20 protein-coding genes are annotated in these 17,443 nt (G+C 62.1%); 5 read left to right on the plus strand and 15 right to left on the minus strand.

Annotated features, from left to right (window positions below; genetic code table 11):
- Window positions 1–34 precede the first annotated feature (34 nt).
- Both M5B96_RS00725 and M5B96_RS00730 read left to right on the plus strand, forming a co-directional pair.
- Window positions 35–532: a DUF6231 family protein gene (locus M5B96_RS00725; RefSeq protein WP_248794605.1), complete on the plus strand. Its 498-nt coding sequence runs from the start codon at window positions 35–37 to the stop codon at window positions 530–532.
- Between the two features lie 5 nt (window positions 533–537).
- The gene (locus M5B96_RS00730) at window positions 538–1,014 is read left to right on the plus strand and encodes a YchJ family protein (RefSeq protein WP_248794606.1); all 477 of its coding nucleotides are present in this window, start codon (window positions 538–540) and stop codon (window positions 1,012–1,014) included.
- On the opposite strand, the gene M5B96_RS00735 is transcribed toward M5B96_RS00730, so the two are convergent.
- Window positions 1,007–1,510 (minus strand): hypothetical protein, encoded by a 504-nt coding sequence (locus M5B96_RS00735; protein ID WP_248794607.1) that lies wholly within the window; start codon window positions 1,508–1,510, stop codon window positions 1,007–1,009. The two genes, M5B96_RS00730 and M5B96_RS00735, sit on opposite strands and share 8 nt — an antisense overlap.
- 133 nt (window positions 1,511–1,643) lie before the next feature.
- Here M5B96_RS00735 and M5B96_RS00740 point away from each other — a divergent pair, with 133 nt between their 5' ends.
- Window positions 1,644–2,126: an LEA type 2 family protein gene (locus tag M5B96_RS00740; RefSeq protein ID WP_248794608.1), complete on the plus strand. Its 483-nt coding sequence runs from the start codon at window positions 1,644–1,646 to the stop codon at window positions 2,124–2,126.
- 7 nt (window positions 2,127–2,133) lie between these two features.
- On the plus strand, window positions 2,134–2,340 hold the full coding sequence (locus tag M5B96_RS00745; protein WP_248794609.1) for an SEC-C metal-binding domain-containing protein: 207 nt from the start codon (window positions 2,134–2,136) through the stop codon (window positions 2,338–2,340).
- A gap of 62 nt (window positions 2,341–2,402) precedes the next feature.
- Here M5B96_RS00745 and rpoS read toward each other — a convergent pair whose 3' ends face one another.
- From rpoS to M5B96_RS00785, 8 genes are all read right to left on the minus strand, one after another.
- A complete protein-coding gene (gene rpoS / locus M5B96_RS00750) occupies window positions 2,403–3,407 on the minus strand; it encodes an RNA polymerase sigma factor RpoS (RefSeq protein ID WP_248794610.1) in 1,005 nt (334 codons plus the stop codon).
- Between the two features lie 107 nt (window positions 3,408–3,514).
- Window positions 3,515–4,399, minus strand: coding sequence for a peptidoglycan DD-metalloendopeptidase family protein (locus M5B96_RS00755; protein ID WP_248794611.1), 885 nt, complete (start codon window positions 4,397–4,399; stop codon window positions 3,515–3,517).
- 198 nt (window positions 4,400–4,597) lie between these two features.
- Window positions 4,598–5,233, minus strand: a complete 636-nt coding sequence (locus M5B96_RS00760; protein ID WP_248794953.1) for a protein-L-isoaspartate(D-aspartate) O-methyltransferase — start codon at window positions 5,231–5,233, stop codon at window positions 4,598–4,600.
- A 41-nt stretch (window positions 5,234–5,274) separates the two neighbouring features.
- Window positions 5,275–6,024: a 5'/3'-nucleotidase SurE gene (gene surE / locus M5B96_RS00765; protein ID WP_248794612.1), complete on the minus strand. Its 750-nt coding sequence runs from the start codon at window positions 6,022–6,024 to the stop codon at window positions 5,275–5,277.
- The gene (gene truD, locus M5B96_RS00770) at window positions 6,012–7,070 is read right to left on the minus strand and encodes a tRNA pseudouridine(13) synthase TruD (RefSeq protein WP_248794613.1); all 1,059 of its coding nucleotides are present in this window, start codon (window positions 7,068–7,070) and stop codon (window positions 6,012–6,014) included. The genes surE and truD overlap by 13 nt, the downstream gene beginning before the upstream one ends.
- The gene (ispF, locus tag M5B96_RS00775; RefSeq protein WP_248794614.1) at window positions 7,067–7,540 is read right to left on the minus strand and encodes a 2-C-methyl-D-erythritol 2,4-cyclodiphosphate synthase; all 474 of its coding nucleotides are present in this window, start codon (window positions 7,538–7,540) and stop codon (window positions 7,067–7,069) included. The genes truD and ispF overlap by 4 nt, the downstream gene beginning before the upstream one ends.
- A gap of 53 nt (window positions 7,541–7,593) precedes the next feature.
- Window positions 7,594–8,439 (minus strand): S-formylglutathione hydrolase, encoded by an 846-nt coding sequence (gene fghA, locus M5B96_RS00780; protein ID WP_248794615.1) that lies wholly within the window; start codon window positions 8,437–8,439, stop codon window positions 7,594–7,596.
- Window positions 8,440–8,447: 8 nt separating this feature from the next.
- A complete protein-coding gene (locus M5B96_RS00785) occupies window positions 8,448–9,560 on the minus strand; it encodes an S-(hydroxymethyl)glutathione dehydrogenase/class III alcohol dehydrogenase (RefSeq protein WP_248794616.1) in 1,113 nt (370 codons plus the stop codon).
- A 107-nt stretch (window positions 9,561–9,667) separates the two neighbouring features.
- Here M5B96_RS00785 and M5B96_RS00790 point away from each other — a divergent pair, with 107 nt between their 5' ends.
- Window positions 9,668–10,564, plus strand: a complete 897-nt coding sequence (locus M5B96_RS00790) for a LysR substrate-binding domain-containing protein (protein ID WP_248794617.1) — start codon at window positions 9,668–9,670, stop codon at window positions 10,562–10,564.
- 165 nt (window positions 10,565–10,729) lie between these two features.
- On the opposite strand, the gene ispD is transcribed toward M5B96_RS00790, so the two are convergent.
- From ispD to tilS, 6 genes are all read right to left on the minus strand, one after another.
- Window positions 10,730–11,440 (minus strand): 2-C-methyl-D-erythritol 4-phosphate cytidylyltransferase, encoded by a 711-nt coding sequence (gene ispD, locus M5B96_RS00795; RefSeq protein WP_248794618.1) that lies wholly within the window; start codon window positions 11,438–11,440, stop codon window positions 10,730–10,732.
- Entirely contained in the window at window positions 11,437–11,715 is a 279-nt protein-coding gene (gene ftsB, locus M5B96_RS00800) for a cell division protein FtsB (protein ID WP_191485433.1), read from the minus strand. Before ftsB ends, ispD begins: the two co-directional genes overlap by 4 nt.
- A gap of 171 nt (window positions 11,716–11,886) precedes the next feature.
- Window positions 11,887–13,176, minus strand: a complete 1,290-nt coding sequence (gene eno / locus M5B96_RS00805; RefSeq protein ID WP_248794619.1) for a phosphopyruvate hydratase — start codon at window positions 13,174–13,176, stop codon at window positions 11,887–11,889.
- Window positions 13,177–13,333: 157 nt separating this feature from the next.
- A complete protein-coding gene (kdsA, locus tag M5B96_RS00810) occupies window positions 13,334–14,179 on the minus strand; it encodes a 3-deoxy-8-phosphooctulonate synthase (protein ID WP_248794620.1) in 846 nt (281 codons plus the stop codon).
- Window positions 14,180–14,197: 18 nt separating this feature from the next.
- On the minus strand, window positions 14,198–15,829 hold the full coding sequence (locus M5B96_RS00815) for a CTP synthase (protein ID WP_177144057.1): 1,632 nt from the start codon (window positions 15,827–15,829) through the stop codon (window positions 14,198–14,200).
- Window positions 15,830–16,103: 274 nt separating this feature from the next.
- Window positions 16,104–17,432 carry a tRNA lysidine(34) synthetase TilS gene (tilS, locus tag M5B96_RS00820; protein WP_248794621.1) on the minus strand — a complete coding sequence of 443 codons (1,329 nt, stop codon included), beginning with the start codon at window positions 17,430–17,432 and terminating at the stop codon, window positions 16,104–16,106.
- Between the last annotated feature and the right edge of the window lie 11 nt (window positions 17,433–17,443).

Genomic DNA, 17,443 nt, shown 5'->3' on the forward strand with positions numbered 1-17,443 from the left:
CGCCCGTGTTTGCCGCTCCGACCGAGGAATCCCGATGCTAGAAAGCCTTTCCGCCCGCACCCCCCAACAGGCATTGGCAGCACTGCTGGACCGTTATGCCCCGCAAAACCTGCTGCTGGTGGGGGCTGGCAGCTTTCCGGCACTCGAGGCGTTCCAGGCCGCCCATCCCGAGACCCAGGTGGCCTTCGCCGAGCCGGGTGCCCTGCCCGCCGCACTGGCCGCCCGGCGTTTCGACCTGGCGCTGGTGGTCGACTGCCTCGAGCACCTGCCCAAGCGTGACGGCCGGCAATTGCTCGGCGGCATTCGCAACCTCAATGCCAGCCGCATCGCGGTACTGGTGGACATGACCGCCAGCGGCTGGCAGGACAGTGACTTCTTCGCCCTGGCCCTGCAAAGCAGCGAGCGTTTTGCCCGCGACGAGCAGGTCCTGACATTGTTCACCTATGATCTGAAGGAATACAAACAGGTGCCGGACTGGCTGAATGCCAAGTTCTGGGCCAATCCGGAAAATTTCGGCAAGTACTGGTGGTGATTCCCGTGAGCACATCCATCTGTCCCTGTGGTAGCGGCAACCTGCTGGAGGCCTGCTGCGGCCACTATCACTCGGGCCATCCCGCCCCCTGTGCCGAAGCGCTGATGCGCTCGCGCTACTGCGCCTATGTATTGGGACTGGTCGACTACCTGGTGGACACCACGCTGCCCATTCAACAACCCGGCCTCGACCGCCAGGCCATCGGCGAGTGGAGCGCGCAAAGCACCTGGCTGGGCTTGGAGGTGGAAAATTCGGAGATCTTCGGCGGCCAGCCCGAGCATGCCTTCGTGACCTTTACCGCGCGCTGGCACGATAGCAACGGCGAACACAGCCACCGGGAAAAGTCGTCCTTCGTGCAAACCGACGGACGCTGGTATTTCATCGACCCCACCGTGCCCCTCAAGGCCGGGCGCAATGACGCCTGCCCCTGCGGCAGCGGGCAGAAATACAAGAAGTGCTGTGCCGGCTACCTGCTCAGCTGAGGCTCAGGTGTGAGATATCCGGCACCGTGGCGACGGTTGCGACCGGCAGCTGGCCCATGTCGGCCCCCACCGGCGCAACGCTGAACGCCGACAGATCCAGGGCCCGCGCGACCGGCTCGGGCTTGGGGTCCTGCATATCGCTGCCGACCTCGGCAATCCCGAAGTCCGGTGCATCGACCCCACTGAACGCCGCCATATAGGCATCCCGTGGTGCCACCTGGGCACGGCCTGACTCTGGGGCCGGCGCCGTCATCTCGATCTCCTCGACGAGCATCTCGACCACCGCGACCAGCGCCCCGGCACGCTCGATGGTGGCCCGATATTTTTCCGCGGCATCGGCATCGAGATTGCTCTTGAGCACCAGGCGCCGTCCGGAAAACAGCAGCTCGATACGCTGGGCATCGGCCTGGAACAGCCGGGCCAGGTTGCTCCTGACCTGATCGGGCGAGGTGCCGGGCAGCGACTCGCCACTGAAGACAATCTCGTAAAGCGTCATGATCACACTCCTGTGCGCCTGCCTGATCCATTGCGCGAATGATGGGCAGTATCACCCAGTGGATTTACCGCCACAACCATGGCCTTTTTCTGTCACAGGCTTGCTATGCTGGGGCCTCGGCGGGAGGAACCTCATGCACTCACGGACACTTGGCACGCTCGGCCTGCTTATGCTGTTGACGCTTTCCGGCTGCGCGTCCTGGTTCGATGGCGGGGCCCGCGAGCCCGAGGTGCGCCTGGTGCGCGTCGAACTGGTCAAGGCCCGACTGGTGCAACAGAGTTTCCGCCTGCATTTTCGCGTCGACAACCCCAACGACGACAGCCTGACCGTGCGCAGCCTGCATTATCGTCTCTACCTCGACGACTGGCTGCTGAGCGAAGGCGAGTCGTCCAATGGCTGGTTTACCGTGGAGCCCAACAGCCACGCGGCGCTGGTGATTCTGGTCAGGACCAACCTCTGGGAACACCTGCGCGACCTGAACAAACGCCTGAAACATCCCCATGATCCGATCCCCTACCGACTGGAGGGCGAACTGGAAACCGGACTATTCCTCAGCCATGACGTGCACCTGGAGCGTAAAGGCGAGATAATTCCCGCCGAAATTATTCCGGAGTGACACCAGCATGACCCAGCAACCCCACGTGCATGGCCCTGATTGCAACCACGAGCATGAGCACGAGCAACATGATCACGAGCATGGCCATGTCCACGGCCCGAACTGTGGTCACGCTCACCAGGAGCCGGTACGCAACGCACTGAAGGACGTAGGTCGCAACGATCCGTGCCCGTGCGGCAGCAACAAGAAATTCAAGAAGTGCCACGGGGCCTGAGGCCCGAATACAAAAATCCCCGATCTGATCGGGGATTTTCATTGGCCAGATGCGGGGCCGTGCTACTGGAACAGCGCTTCGCTGGACAGGCCGTTCTTTTCAAGGATCTCGCGCAAGCGCTTGAGCCCCTCGACCTGGATCTGGCGGACACGCTCGCGGGTCAGGCCGATCTCCAGGCCGACATCCTCCAGGGTACTGCTCTCATGCCCGCGCAGGCCGAAGCGCCGTACGACCACCTCTCGCTGCTTGTCGGTCAATTCCGATAACCACTGGTCGATGCTCTGGGACAGGTCGTCGTCCTGGAGCAGTTCGCAGGGATCGGTAGGCCGATCGTCGGTCAGGGTATCGAGCAGCGTCTTGTCCGAGTCCGGTCCCAGCGACACGTCCACCGAAGACACCCGCTCATTCAGGCCAAGCATCCGCTTGACCTCACCCACAGGTTTCTCCAGCAGGTTGGCGATTTCTTCCGGGGAAGGCTCATGATCGAGCTTCTGCGTCAGCTCCCGTGCCGCGCGCAGATAGACGTTCAATTCCTTGACCACGTGAATCGGCAGGCGAATGGTCCGGGTCTGATTCATGATCGCCCGTTCAATCGTCTGGCGGATCCACCAGGTGGCATAGGTTGAGAAGCGAAAGCCACGTTCCGGGTCGAATTTCTCGACGGCCCGGATCAAGCCGAGGTTGCCCTCTTCGATCAGGTCCAGCAGGGAAAGACCGCGGTTGACGTAGCGTCGGGCGATTTTCACCACCAGCCGCAGGTTGCTTTCGATCATGCGCTTGCGGCCCGCGGGATCGCCACTTTGCGACAAGCGCGCAAAATGAACTTCCTCTTCCGGGGACAACAAGGGGGAAAAACCGATTTCATTGAGATACAACTGGGTCGCATCCAGCGCCCGCGTGTAGTCAATATACTTATGCTGCTTGAGCGAAGCAGCACTTTTGGCCTTGGCACGAACTGGGGGTGGAGAACTGTCGTCCTCCGGCATCATATCCATGACGATGTCGGAGTCCATAAGGAGCACCTCATCATCGATGTCAAACCCCGGCGCTTCTTTACTGAGAGCCATTGTTATAGTCCTTTGGTGAGTTCGACCTCAAGCTCAAGCGGCGCCTTTATCCTTGGCAACGCTGGAACCTGTTCCCGCTACATCAGGAGAACAGGCTGGAAAACGGATCAACGACGCGGCAGGAATTGCAGTGGGTCTACGGGTTTCCCCTGGCGGCGAATCTCAAAATGCAGTTTCACCCGGTCTGTACCAGTTGACCCCATTTCGGCAATTGTCTGTCCGACCTTGACCTGCTGCCCCTCCCGAACCAACAGCCTACGGTTGTGACCGTAAGCACTGACGTAGGTATCGCTGTGTTTGATGATGACCAGTTCGCCGTAGCCCCGCAAACCACTCCCGGCGTAAACAACTGACCCATCAGACGCGGCTAAAACAGGCTGTCCCAAATCCCCGGCGATATCAATACCTTTATTCAAACTACCGTTTGAAGAGAATTTTCCAATCAAAATTCCATTTGAAGGCCACGCCCAACCCTTCGGCGCGGGACCGGCCGGCGGCGGCGGCGCGGCCGGCGCAGGTGTCTGGGCCGCGGGTTGCGAGGCCGTGGTGCTGGCAGACGTCGAGTTGGCCGGTCGCCGGACGATGGTGAACTTGCCCGAAGGCGAGGTCGTCGTCGACGCTGTCGACGACGTCGAGGCGACGGCACTCGGTGTTGAATTTGAACGGCTGTCGAAACGAATCGCCTGACCTACATGAATGGTGTAGGGCTCGGGAATATTGTTGCGCGCGGCCAGGGCTTTCCAGTCCCAGCCATAGCGAAAGGCGATCGAAAACAGGGTATCGCCACGGGCGACCACATGCTGGCCGGTGGTGGTCATTGGCTTCTGTGGCGCCGCACTCGCGGTGCTGGCGTTGCCGTTACGATCGACGACGCGCACGCCGCCTTTTGGAGCACTGGAGCAACCAGCCAGTAAAGCACTGAGGGCAAGGCCGATCATCAGGCGCTGAACGCTTGCTTTACCCATACGCTGCCGAATGACTGTGAGACTCACCCGCCGCTCCCTTTGTGGTGGCTGAAATAAGAGTGCCTGTACAGGCGATAATGTGGCGTAAGTATAACTGGCTGTTGGAATTTCACTGACAACAAAGCCATGTCGCAAAACCCGACACATTTTAAACATGGGGGCCGTACCAGGTCCCGCTCTAAGACCTGCGACCTTAAACAGAATTCATTGCCGTTCAACAAATGTTCAGGCCAACGGTCCGTTAAGCAGCGGGACGAAACGTACCGCGCCTAATACATGACGGGAAAAACCCTGCTCTTCGCGCACGATCAGCATCAGTTGCTGGACTTCACCGGCACCCACCGGAATCACCAGGCGCCCGCCCGGGGCCAACTGGTCCAGCAGCGCCTGCGGTACATCCGTGGCCACGGCGGTGACGATAATGCCGTTGTACGGCGCCAGCGCCGGCCAGCCTTCCCAGCCGTCGCCCCAGCGGAACACCACGTTACGCAGGTTGAGCTCGACCAGACGCTCCTTGGCGCGGTCCTGCAGGACCTTGATCCGCTCCACCGAAAACACCCGCTCCACCAACTGCGAGAGCACCGCCGTCTGGTAGCCGGAGCCGGTCCCGATCTCCATCACCTTGTCCAGCGGCCCGGCCTCCAGCAGCAGCTCGCTCATGCGTGCCACCATATAGGGCTGGGAAATGGTCTGGTTGTGACCGATCGGCAGCGCCGTATCCTCGTAGGCACGATGGGCCAGCGCCTCGTCGACAAACAGATGACGTGGGGTACGACGGATCACCTCCAGCACCTGGGCGTTGCTCACCCCTTCCTCATAGAGCCGCTGAATCAGCCGTTCGCGGGTGCGCTGGGAGGTCATGCCGATACCGCGTCGCATCAGGTCGTCTTGCTCACGGCCCATCAGGCAAGCCCCTCCAACCAACCACCCAGAGACTGGAAGGCATTGTTGAACGTGCGATCCAGCTGCAGCGGCGTCACCGAGACAAACCCTTGCATCACGGCATGGAAGTCGGTGCCCGGGCCGCCGTCTTCGGCGTCGCCGGCGGCGGCGATCCAGTAACCGGCCTTGCCCCGCGGATCGACCACCTGCGTCGGCGCCGCGGCCCGGGCACGATGGCCCAGGCGGGTGAGCTGGATACCACGAATGCGTTCCAGGGGCAGGTTGGGGATATTCACGTTGAGCACGGTGCGCACCGGCAGTTCCAGGCCTTGATGGGCCTGCACCAGCAGGCGGGCGAAATGCGCGGCGGTGGCCAGGTTGTCGACCTGGCGCGAGACCAGCGAGAAAGCGAACGAAGGACGGCCAAGGAAACGCCCCTCCAGGGCCGCCGCCACCGTTCCGGAATACAGTACGTCATCCCCAAGGTTGGCACCCAGGTTGATACCGGACACCACCATGTCCTGCGGATGCGACAGCAGGGCATTGAGCCCCAGGTGCACGCAGTCGGTAGGTGTGCCGTTGAGACTGATAAAGCCATTGGGCAATGTATGCGGGTGCAGCGGACGGTCCAGGGTCAGCGAGCTGCTGGCGCCACTTTTGTCCTGGTCCGGGGCAATCACCGTGCACTCGGCATAATCTGCCAGCGCAGCATGAAGCGCGGCGAGACCGGGGGCGAAAACCCCATCGTCGTTCGAAATCAGAATACGCATGAGCTGTCCGTCTGTCCTGGCGGCACCAGATCAACGAGTTCGCGCACCAAAGCAGTGGCGAAGCATCCGGCCGGCAGGACGAATTCCAGTTGCAGAATGTCCAGCGAGGGATAATGCCACGACAACCGGCCAATGGGCAGCCGCAGGATGCGACGTTCGTGCTCCATGCCCGCCTTGACCAGCCATTGGCAGAGTTCGGCCTCGCGTTCGGCAACCGCTTGCTCCAGGGCGAAGGTCGCCGCCGTCGCCGGTGATGGCCCCTCGCCCCACTGCGGGCCGGTGGGGTGCAGGTCGAGAATGGCCAGGCGCGGATCACTGCACTCGGCCTCGCCGGCGGGAAAGAAACTGCGGCTGTCGGTGAAGGCCAGCAGGTCGCCGACCTGGGCCCGGTTCCAGCTGCCGTCGGCGACACGCGCCGCCAGCACCTGGTTGAACAGGTAGCTGCGGGCCGTGGACAGCAGTCGCGAGCGCACATTACGTTGCTCGGGCAAGGCCTGGCGCGCCGCATAGGCGCGGGCCTCGCCGAGGTTGCCGCCGAGGTGGCCGAAACGCTGGGCGCCGAAATAATTCGGAATACCTTGCGCGGCGATCCGCTCTAGGCGTTGCTGCAAACCGTCCTTGTCCGCATTCAATTCGGTCAAGCGCAGGGTGAAGCCGTTGGCGGCATGGGCACCGCGTTGCAACTTGCGCTTGTGCCGGGTGCTCTTGAGGATCAGCAGGCTGTCGTTCTGCGCCGCCGACAGATCCGGATCGGCCTTGCCCGGCAGTTGCACGCTGAACCACTGGCGAGTCAGGGCCTGGCGGTCCTTGAGACCGGCATAACTGACCGTGCGCAACGGCACGCCGGCGGCCTTGGCGATACGCCGGGCGGCCTCCTCGGTATTCAAGCCACGCTTCTCCACCCACAGCCAGAGGTGCTCGCCGTCGCCGCTCAACGGGATATCGAGGACTTCATCGACCTGGAAATCTTCCGCCGTGGCCTTGAGCACCGCGCTGCCCAGGACATTGCCGTAGGCACGTGGGCCCAACAGTTCCAGTTCGGTCATGCGCGTAGCAACAAGGCGACGCTATGCACAGCGATACCTTCTTCACGGCCGGTGAAACCGAGCTTTTCAGTGGTGGTGGCTTTGACGTTCACTTGATCCAACTCAACTTCAAGATCCGCGGCAATCAGTGCGCGCATCGATTCGATATGCGGCGCCATTTTCGGCGCCTGGGCAACGATGGTGTTATCGACGTTGCCGACTTTCCAGCCCTTGGCCTTGATCAACGACAGCACATGACGCAACAGCACCCGGCTGTCGACCCCCTTGTAGGTCGGGTCGGTGTCCGGGAAATGCTTGCCGATATCGCCCAGGGCAGCGGCCCCCAGCAGCGCATCGCTCAAGGCATGCAGCAGCACGTCGCCGTCGGAATGAGCCAGCAACCCGTGGTGATGCGCAATCCGTACGCCGCCCAAGGTGATGAAGTCGCCTTCGGCGAAACGGTGCACATCATAGCCGTGGCCAATACGCATAAAAAAACGCCCCGATGTAAGTCAGGGCGTGATTCTACCTATTTTGCGGCAGATTAACCGCTAAGAGCTTCACTGTGATGTCGCAGGTGATCGTCAATGAAACTGGCGATGAAGAAATAGCTATGGTCGTAGCCCGGCTGCAAGCGCAATGTCAGCGGATGTTGTGCCAGCTTCGCCGCCTGCTGCAGCGCCTCGGGCTTGAGCTGGTTGGCCAGGAAATCGTCACGATCGCCCTGATCCACCAGGATCGGCAGCTTTTCAGACGCTTCGGCGATCAGCGCGCAGGCATCCCATTCGCGCCAGCGCGAGCGTTCTTCGCCCAGATAACGGGAAAAGGCTTTTTGCCCCCAGGGACAATCCATCGGGTTGCTGATCGGCGCGAAGGCCGACAGCGACTGATAACGCCCAGGGTTGCGCAAGGCGCAGACCAGCGCGCCATGCCCGCCCATGGAATGACCGCTGATACCACGCTTGGCCGAAGCCGGGAAATGCGCCTCGACCAGTGCCGGCAACTCATGCACCACGTAGTCGTGCATCCGGTAGTGCTGGGCCCAGGGTTGCTGGGTCGCGTTCAGATAGAAGCCGGCGCCGAGACCGAAGTCCCAGGCCTTGTCCGGGTCACCGGGTACATCGGCACCGCGCGGACTGGTATCCGGCGCGACGATGATCAACCCCAGTTCGGCGGCCAGGCGCTGGGCGCCGGCCTTGTGCATGAAATTCTCGTCGGTGCAGGTCAGGCCGGACAGCCAGTACAGTACCGGCAACTTGCCGCCCTGCTCGGCCTGTGGCGGCAGATAGACGGCAAACACCATGTCGCAGCCGAGGACTTCGGAATGATGCTTGTAGCGTTTGTGCCAGCCGCCGAAGCTTTTCTGGCAGGAGAGGTTTTCCAGGCTCATGGGCGACCTCAGAAATGGATGACGGTGCGAATGCTCTTGCCTTCATGCATCAGGTCGAACGCCTTGTTGATATCTTCCAGGCCCATGGTGTGGGTGATGAAGGTATCCAGCGGGATCTCGCCCTTCTGCGCCATCTCCACGTAGCTCGGCAACTCGCTGCGCCCGCGCACGCCACCGAAGGCCGAACCGCGCCAGACGCGCCCGGTCACCAGTTGGAACGGACGGGTGGAAATTTCCTGGCCGGCCCCGGCCACGCCGATGATCACCGACTCGCCCCAGCCCTTGTGGCAGCACTCCAGGGCCGCACGCATCAATTGCACATTGCCGATGCACTCGAAGGAAAAGTCCACGCCGCCATCGGTCATATCGACAATCACTTCCTGGATCGGCCGATCGAAGTCCTTCGGGTTGACGCAATCGGTGGCGCCCAGTTGCCGGGCGATTTCGAACTTGGCCGGGTTGATGTCGATGGCGATGATCCGCGCCGCCTTGGCCTTGACCGCGCCGATCACCGCCGACAGGCCGATGCCGCCGAGGCCGAAGATCGCCACGGTGTCGCCCGGCTTGACCTTGGCGGTGTTGATCACCGCGCCGATCCCGGTGGTGACGCCACAGCCGAGCAGGCAGACCTTCTCCAGCGGCGCGTCTTTCGAGATCTTGGCCACGGAAATTTCCGGCAGTACGGTGTACTCGGAGAACGTAGAGGTGCCCATGTAGTGGAAAATCGTCTCGCCCTTGTAGGAGAAACGCGAAGTGCCGTCCGGCATCAGGCCTTTGCCCTGGGTGGCGCGAATGGCCTGGCAGAGGTTGGTCTTGCCCGACAGGCAGAATTTGCACTTGCCGCATTCCGGGGTGTAGAGCGGGATAACGTGGTCGCCCACCGCCACCGAGGTCACGCCTTCGCCGATCGCTTCGACAATCGCGCCGCCTTCATGGCCGAGGATCGACGGGAAGATACCCTCGGGATCCGCGCCGGACAGGGTGTAGGCATCGGTATGGCAAACGCCGGAGGCCACGACACGCAACAGCACTTCGCCGGCTTTGGGCAGGGCGACATCGACTTCGACGATCTCGAGGGGTTTCTTGGCCTCGAAGGCAACGGCAGCACGTGACTTGATCATCCAGCAACTCCTGAAAAGTGAACAACGAAAACCTGAGTGTAAATCAGCCTCGATTGATTAATAATCCGATCAAAAGCAAAACATTATTGCTGCCCAGGGATAATCTGATGAATGACAACCGCTGGGAGGGTATCGACGAGTTCGTCGCGGTGGCCGAATGCAGCCAGTTCACCGCGGCGGCGGAGCGCCTCGGGGTATCGTCCTCCCATATCAGCCGGCAGGTCGCCCGCTTGGAGGAGCGCCTGCAAACCCGCCTGCTCTATCGCAGTACCCGGCGCGTGACCCTGACCGAGGCCGGCCAGACCTTTCTGCAGCATTGCCAGCGCCTGCAGGATGGACGCGAGGAAGCCCTGCGCGCGGTGGGCGACCTGACCAGCGAACCCAAGGGCATGTTGCGCATGACCTGTGCCGTGGCCTATGGCGAACGTTTTATCGTGCCATTGGTGACCAGTTTCATGGGCCTGCATCCACAACTGCGGGTGGATATCGAGCTGAGCAATCGCACCCTGGACCTGGTGCATGAAGGGCTGGACCTGGCGATCCGCCTGGGACGCCTGCAGGATTCCCGGCTGGTGGCGACGCGACTGGCGCCACGACGGATGTATCTGTGCGCGTCACCGTCCTACCTTGAACGTTACGGTCGCCCGCATAGCCTGTCGGAATTAAGCCGGCATAACTGCCTGATCGGCAGCTCGGATATCTGGCAATTGGCGCAGGACGGGCGGGAGTTTTCCCAGCGAGTCCAGGGCAATTGGCGCTGCAACAGTGGGCAGGCAGTGCTGGATGCGGCGTTGCAGGGGGTCGGGTTGTGTCAGTTGCCGGATTATTACGTGCTCGAACATTTGCACAACGGCACGCTGATTTCCTTGCTTGCAGCCCATCAACCACCGAATACGGCGGTGTGGGCGCTGTATCCGCAACAGCGGCACCTGTCGCCGAAGGTGCGCAAGCTGGTGGACTATCTCAAGGAGGGGTTGGCCAAACGGCCCGAGTACGCCGTTTGATCGACGCCTGTAGATCCCCTCTTGAGATCAATGCCGTCACTGTGGAAGCCGGCTTGCCGGCGAAGAGGGCAGAGAGTCTTGCTTCGATCGTGCGGACGCCATCGCCGACAAGCCAGCTCCTACATGAGTCCGCGCTCCATCGAGAAATGCGTCGAGGCCCAAACTTCAGCGCCGGTTGGCCCAACGCAGGCGCAGCCACTCCAGGTCTTCAGGCCGGGTGACCTTGATATTGTCCGAACGCCCCTCGATCAGGCGCGGCGCTTGCCCCGCCCATTCCATCGCCGAGGCTTCATCGGTGATGATCGCATCGGCCACCAGGCTGTCGGCCAGGGCCCGATGCAAGGCACCGAGGCGGAACATCTGCGGCGTATAGGCCTGCCAGATCAAGCTGCGATCGATGGTCTCCAGCACCCGCCCGTGTTTGTCGACACGCTTGAGCGTATCCCGCGCCGGCACGGCCAGCAGCCCCCCCACCGGGTCATCCGCCAACTCAGCGAGCAAGGTATCGAGGTCGCCGCGGGACAAATTGGGCCGCGCCGCATCGTGGACCAGCACCCAGTCGTCCTCCGTCGCCCCCAGGGTATGCAGGTGCAGCAAGGCATTGAGTACCGAGTCCGCGCGCTCGCCGCCACCGTCGACCCGCTGGATCCGCGGGTCCGTGGCACAGGCCAGGCTCGGCCAGTAGGGGTCGTGCGGGGCAAGGGCAATCACCAGGCCCTTCAAGCCCGGATGATCGAGAAAACAGCCGAGGCTGTGTTCGAGAATCGTGCGTCCGCCCAGGGACAGATACTGCTTGGGACGGTCCGCGGCCATACGGGCACCGACGCCCGCGGCAGGAATCACGGCCCAGAAGGCCGGGAGAGAGAATTCAGTCATTGCGCCAGCTGATAAAGGGTTTCACCGTCCTTGACCATGCCCAGTTCATGGCGAGCGCGTTCTTCAACGGTCTCCATGCCTTTCTTCAGTTCAAGAACTTCCGCGTCAAGCACACGATTGCGCTCCAGCAGACGCTCGTTTTCGGCATGCTGGTCGGCAATCTGCTGTGTCAGGTCGGCTACCTGCGCCAGGCTCCCATTGCCCACCCAAAGGCGATACTGCAGGCCAGCCAGCAGCAAGAGCAGAACGAGGAACAACCAATAGGGACTGCGCATCGAATTTCAGTTATCCAGTGGAAAAGACAGCCTTGCCAACCATTTCGAACCGACTGATAGCACGAAGCCTGGAAGATCCAGGCTTGTGCTCTCAAAGCATCAGATTAGTGCCAAAAAACCCGCGCTAGCGACTTTTTCGAGACAATCCGGTGTCTTTTTACCATCTACGGCTTAACCGCGAAACTCGGAGCGACCGTTGTACTTGGCCTTGCCAGCCAGTTGTTCTTCGATACGCAGCAGTTGGTTGTACTTGGAAACGCGGTCGGAACGGCACAACGAACCGGTCTTGATCTGGCCCGCAGCGGTGCCCACGGCCAGGTCGGCAATGGTCGAATCCTCGGTTTCACCGGATCGGTGCGAGATCACCGCGGTGTAGCCGGCGGCCTTGGCCATCTGGATGGCTTCCAGGGTTTCGGTCAGGGTGCCGATCTGGTTGAACTTGATCAGGATCGAGTTGGCGATCTTCTTGTCGATGCCTTCTTTCAGGATCTTGGTGTTGGTGACGAACAGGTCGTCGCCCACCAGCTGGGTCTTCTCGCCGATCTTGTCGGTGAGGATTTTCCAGCCAGCCCAGTCGGACTCGTCCAGGCCATCTTCGATGGAGATGATCGGGTAACGCTCGGTCAGGCCCTTCAGGTAGTCGGCGAAACCTTCGGCGCTGAACACCTGGCCTTCGCCGGACAGGTTGTACTTGCCGTCTTCGTAGAATTCGCTGGCCGCGCAGTCCAGGGCCAGGGTCACGTCGGTGCCCAACTTGTAACCGGCATTGGCCACGGCTTCGGCGATCACTTTCAAGGCGTCTTCGTTGGAGGCCAGGTTCGGCGCGAAACCACCTTCGTCACCCACGGCGGTGCTCAGGCCACGGGCCTTCAGCACGGCTTTGAGGTGATGGAAAATCTCGGTGCCCATGCGCAGGCCTTCGGAGAAGGTCTTGGCGCCCACCGGCTGGACCATGAATTCCTGGATGTCGACGTTGTTGTCGGCATGCTCGCCGCCGTTGATGATGTTCATCATCGGCACCGGCATGGAGTAGACGCCTGGCGTGCCGTTGAGGTTGGCGATATGCGCGTACAGCGGCAGGTCCTGGTCCTGGGCAGCGGCCTTGGCGGCGGCCAGGGACACGGCGAGGATGGCGTTGGCGCCCAGGGTCGCCTTGTTCTCGGTAGCGTCCAGCGCGATCATTGCGTGGTCCAGGGCCTTCTGGTCGGAAGGATCCTTGCCCAGCAGCAGCTCACGGATCGGGCCGTTGATGTTGCCGACGGCCTTCAGCACGCCCTTGCCCAGGTAACGGCTCTTGTCGCCATCACGCAGTTCCAGCGCTTCACGCGAACCGGTGGAAGCACCGGACGGCGCGCAGGCGCTGCCGATGATGCCGTTGTCCAGAAGCACGTCCGCTTCCACGGTGGGGTTGCCACGGGAGTCGAGAACTTCACGACCTTTGATGTCGACGATTTTTGCCATTGTTGTAAACACTCCAAAGTTGACGAAAACGACGCAGCTGAAGGAAATCTTTTATCGTCGGCAAGCGGATGAAAAATGGGCAGCCTTGCAGACGAAAAGGCTCTGAACCCGGGTTCAGAGCCTTGAATCGTGCGGTACTTTACCGGAGATTTGAGGATTACGCGGTTTCTACCGTCGGAAAACTCTTCACCAGCGTGTCCAAAGCCTTGAGTTGGGCCAGGAACGGTTCCAGCTTGTCCAGGCGCAAGGCACAAGGCCCGTCGCACTTGGCGTTGTCCGGGTCCGGATGCGCTTCCAGGAACAACCCGGCCAGGCCCTGACTCATGCCGGCCTTGGCCAGGTCGGTGACCTGGGCCCGCCGCCCACCGGCGGAATCCGAGCGCCCGCCGGGCATCTGCAGGGCGTGGGTCACGTCGAAGAACACCGGGTACTCGAACTGCTTCATGATGCCGAAGCCGAGCATGTCGACCACCAGGTTGTTGTAGCCGAAGCTCGAACCGCGTTCGCAGAGGATCAACTGGTCGTTGCCCGCTTCCACGCACTTGCTCAGGATGTGCTTCATTTCCTGGGGCGCGAGGAACTGGGCCTTCTTGATGTTGATTACCGCGCCGGTCTTGGCCATGGCCACCACCAGGTCAGTCTGCCGCGACAGGAAGGCCGGCAACTGGATGATCTCGCAGACCTCGGCGACCACGGCGGCCTGGGCCGGCTCATGGACGTCGGTAATGATCGGTACGCCGAACGCCTGCTTGAGGTCCTGGAAAATCCGCATCCCTTCTTCCAGGCCGGGGCCACGGTAGGAGGTGACGGACGAACGGTTGGCCTTGTCGAAGCTGGCCTTGAACACGTAAGGAATACCCAATTTCTCGGTAACCTTCACGTATTCCTCACAGACCTGCATCGCCATGTCCCGGCTTTCCAGTACGTTCATGCCGCCGAACAGCACCATCGGCTTGTCGTTGGCAATCTCGATGTCGCCTACGCGGATGATCTTTTGGGCCATGCTTCTATCTCTCCGAGATCACGCGTTCTTCTGGTGTTGAGCCAAGGCTGCCTTGACGAAACCGCTGAACAGCGGATGGCCGTCGCGCGGGGTCGAGGTGAACTCGGGGTGGAACTGGCAAGCGACGAACCATGGATGATCCGGGGCCTCGACCACTTCCACCAGCGCGCCGTCACCGGAGCGCCCGGAAATCTTCAGGCCGGCTTCGATGATCTGCGGCAGCAGCTTGTTGTTCACTTCATAGCGGTGACGGTGACGCTCGACGATCACGTCCTTGGCATAGCAGTCGTGTACCAGGGAGCCGGCTTCGAGCAGGCAGTCCTGGGCGCCGAGGCGCATGGTGCCACCCAGGTCGGAGGTTTCGGTACGGGTCTCGACCGCGCCGGTGGCGTCTTCCCACTCGGTGATCAGGCCGACCACCGGGTGACCGCTGGTGCGGTCGAACTCGGTGGAGTTGGCGTCTTTCCAGCCCATCACATTACGGGCGAACTCGATCACCGCCACTTGCATGCCCAGGCAGATACCCAGGTATGGCACCTTGTTTTCCCGAGCGTACTGCACCGCGGTGATCTTGCCTTCCACGCCACGCAGGCCGAAACCGCCGGGGACCAGGATGGCGTCGACGCCTTCCAGCAACGCGGTGCCCTGGTTTTCGATGTCTTCGGAGTCGATATAACGCAGGTTGACCTTGGTCCGGTTGGTGATGCCGGCGTGACTCATCGCTTCGATCAGCGACTTGTAGGCGTCCAGCAGCTCCATGTACTTGCCGACCATGGCGATGGTGACTTCGTGTTCCGGGTTCAGCTTGGCGTCCACCACCGCTTCCCACTCGGACAGGTCGGCACCGCCGCATTGCAGGCCGAAGCGCTCGACGACGAAATCATCCAGGCCCTGGGAGTGCAGGATGCCCGGGATCTTGTAGATCGTGTCGGCGTCTTCCAGCGCGATCACCGCACGTTCTTCAACGTTGGTGAACTGTGCGATCTTGCGCCGCGAGGAGATATCGATCGGGTGGTCGGAACGGCACACCAGCACGTCCGGCTGCAGGCCGATGGAACGCAGTTCCTTGACCGAATGCTGGGTCGGCTTGGTCTTGGTCTCGCCGGCCGTGGCGATGTACGGCACCAGGGTCAGGTGCATCAGCATCGCGCGCTTGGCACCGACTTCGAAACGCAATTGGCGGATGGCCTCGAGGAACGGTTGCGACTCGATGTCGCCGACCGTGCCGCCGATTTCCACCAGGGCCACGTCGGCATCGCCGGCACCCTTGATGATGCGGCGCTTGATCTCGTCGGTGATGTGCGGGATCACCTGGATGGTCGCGCCCAGGTAATCACCGCGACGCTCCTTGCGCAGCACGTGCTCGTAGACACGGCCGGTGGTGAAGTTGTTGTTCTGGGTCATGGTCGTGCGGATGAACCGCTCGTAGTGCCCCAGGTCCAGGTCGGTCTCGGCACCGTCGTGGGTGACGAAGACTTCACCGTGCTGGAACGGGCTCATGGTGCCCGGATCGACGTTGATGTACGGGTCCAGTTTGAGCATGGTGACTTTCAGCCCCCGCGCCTCCAGGATGGCCGCCAATGAAGCCGAGGCAATGCCTTTCCCCAATGAAGAAACAACACCGCCCGTGACGAATATGTAGCGCGTCATGAAAAACCCTAGAAGTCTGCGTTAAAGCGGTCCGAGCCGCCGGGGAAAGCGAAGGAAGGCCGAAGCCCCCGATTACCTGCGATCATCACAGTGCACCTTTCGAAAAACTGCTGCGTTGAGACGGTCCGCAGGGACAAACCCGCGGTACGGTGCGCGCTACACATTTTTTGGAATCGCCCGGCAAAGACAGCCTGGTAATCGGCAACTCCTGCAATTGCTGGCAATCCACAGAAGTTGTATCAAGAAGGGAGCGTAGTCTACCGGAAAGCACCTTTCAGCTCAAACCTTGATCGCTCGAAGGTGGCTGCCAATGCAAATGCCAGTCGCCCAACGCCCCGCCGTCCAGGCCCGGCAGGTTCGCCACGGCGAGCAATTCGTCGCCGCGAAAGAGCAGCGGCAATCGGCCGCGGATAAACCAGGGCACGCCACTTTCGTTAAGCAGGCGCTTCAGATCACGGTGTCCGCGGTCCGGCAGGTGCAGCACCTCGCCGCCCTGACGATAGCGAACCTGCAAGGGACCGGATGGCGCCTCGCCGACCACCAGCAGTTCGCCGTTGTCCGGTAGCTCCAGCGGACGATCCGGACAGCTCCAGGCGATATCCGCCAACGGCTGGCGCAACCACGAACCGCTCAACCACCACAGGTGCTCGTCGGCCCGGTGCAACTCACCCTCGGCCAGGCGCCATTTCGGCCGGGCGTCATGGGCGGCATCGCGCAGATCGTCCCAACCGGCCCAGTGGTCGCTGTCCGGCAGCCGGGTCAGCGGTGCCAGCCAATGCCGCAGGGCGTTGCGCTGGCGGGCCGGGGACAGGTCGATCAGGGCATCGAGGGCCAGCGAGGGCATGCCCAGCCAGACGTGCCGGGAATGCGCCAAGGCATCGTCGAGGTCGACTTCGGCCAGTTCGTCGAGCAGTTCCTGGGCCTCGCTCAGGTGCGCGGCGCTGCGCACCATGCTGCTCACCGCTTGCGGCCAACGCTCGGTCAGCCCGGGAAAAACCCGATGGCGCAGGAAGTTGCGCGAGAACTGCTGGTCGCTGTTGGATGGGTCTTCGATCCAGCGCAGGTCGTGCTCACGGGCATAACGCTCGAGCTCGGCGCGGGAGACATCGAGCAACGGGCGCAGCAGATAGCCGCCACCGACCTCGCGCTGCGCCGGCATGGCGGCCAGGCCGCGCACCCCGGCACCGCGCAACAGGCGAAAGAGCAGGGTTTCGGCCTGGTCCTCGCGATGCTGGGCGCTGAGCAGCACATCGTGCAACTGGGTGACACCGGCAAAGGCCAGGTAGCGCGCATCGCGGGCGGCGCGCTCAAGGCTGGCGCCCAGCTGGACGCTGACCCGGATCACCTGCAGCGGCACTCCCAGCTCATCGCAGACCGCCTGGCAATGGGCCGGCCAGCCGTCGGCCGCCGCCTGCAGCCCATGATGGACGTGCAAGGCGGCAATCCTGGGCAGGAGCCGGGTTTTCGCCAGGGTGGCGAGCAGGTGCAGCAGCACCGTGGAGTCCAGGCCGCCGGAGAAGCCGATCCGCCAGGTCTGGGCATTGCGCCAGGGCGAAAGGGCTTCGAGCAGCCTGGAAGGCAGGTCGATATCAGGCTGACGCATGGGTTGCCCCC

The organism is Pseudomonas sp. MWU13-2105 (assembly GCF_023242315.1).
Classification (GTDB): domain Bacteria; phylum Pseudomonadota; class Gammaproteobacteria; order Pseudomonadales; family Pseudomonadaceae; genus Aquipseudomonas.

Bases quoted from the DNA above. Each gene is read 5' to 3' on its own strand.
- M5B96_RS00725 (WP_248794605.1), top strand. From the start codon at position 35: ATGCTAGAAAGCCTTTCCGCCCGCACCCCCCAACAGGCATTGGCAGCA.
- M5B96_RS00735 (WP_248794607.1), bottom strand. From the start codon at position 1,510: ATGACGCTTTACGAGATTGTCTTCAGTGGCGAGTCGCTGCCCGGCACC.
- M5B96_RS00740 (WP_248794608.1), top strand. From the start codon at position 1,644: ATGCACTCACGGACACTTGGCACGCTCGGCCTGCTTATGCTGTTGACG.
- M5B96_RS00745 (WP_248794609.1), top strand. From the start codon at position 2,134: ATGACCCAGCAACCCCACGTGCATGGCCCTGATTGCAACCACGAGCAT.
- rpoS (WP_248794610.1), bottom strand. From the start codon at position 3,407: ATGGCTCTCAGTAAAGAAGCGCCGGGGTTTGACATCGATGATGAGGTG.
- M5B96_RS00760 (WP_248794953.1), bottom strand. From the start codon at position 5,233: ATGACCTCCCAGCGCACCCGCGAACGGCTGATTCAGCGGCTCTATGAG.
- surE (WP_248794612.1), bottom strand. From the start codon at position 6,024: ATGCGTATTCTGATTTCGAACGACGATGGGGTTTTCGCCCCCGGTCTC.
- truD (WP_248794613.1), bottom strand. From the start codon at position 7,070: ATGACCGAACTGGAACTGTTGGGCCCACGTGCCTACGGCAATGTCCTG.
- ispF (WP_248794614.1), bottom strand. From the start codon at position 7,540: ATGCGTATTGGCCACGGCTATGATGTGCACCGTTTCGCCGAAGGCGAC.
- fghA (WP_248794615.1), bottom strand. From the start codon at position 8,439: ATGAGCCTGGAAAACCTCTCCTGCCAGAAAAGCTTCGGCGGCTGGCAC.
- M5B96_RS00785 (WP_248794616.1), bottom strand. From the start codon at position 9,560: ATGATCAAGTCACGTGCTGCCGTTGCCTTCGAGGCCAAGAAACCCCTC.
- M5B96_RS00790 (WP_248794617.1), top strand. From the start codon at position 9,668: ATGAATGACAACCGCTGGGAGGGTATCGACGAGTTCGTCGCGGTGGCC.
- ispD (WP_248794618.1), bottom strand. From the start codon at position 11,440: ATGACTGAATTCTCTCTCCCGGCCTTCTGGGCCGTGATTCCTGCCGCG.
- ftsB (WP_191485433.1), bottom strand. From the start codon at position 11,715: ATGCGCAGTCCCTATTGGTTGTTCCTCGTTCTGCTCTTGCTGCTGGCT.
- eno (WP_248794619.1), bottom strand. From the start codon at position 13,176: ATGGCAAAAATCGTCGACATCAAAGGTCGTGAAGTTCTCGACTCCCGT.
- kdsA (WP_248794620.1), bottom strand. From the start codon at position 14,179: ATGGCCCAAAAGATCATCCGCGTAGGCGACATCGAGATTGCCAACGAC.
- M5B96_RS00815 (WP_177144057.1), bottom strand. From the start codon at position 15,829: ATGACGCGCTACATATTCGTCACGGGCGGTGTTGTTTCTTCATTGGGG.
- tilS (WP_248794621.1), bottom strand. From the start codon at position 17,432: ATGCGTCAGCCTGATATCGACCTGCCTTCCAGGCTGCTCGAAGCCCTT.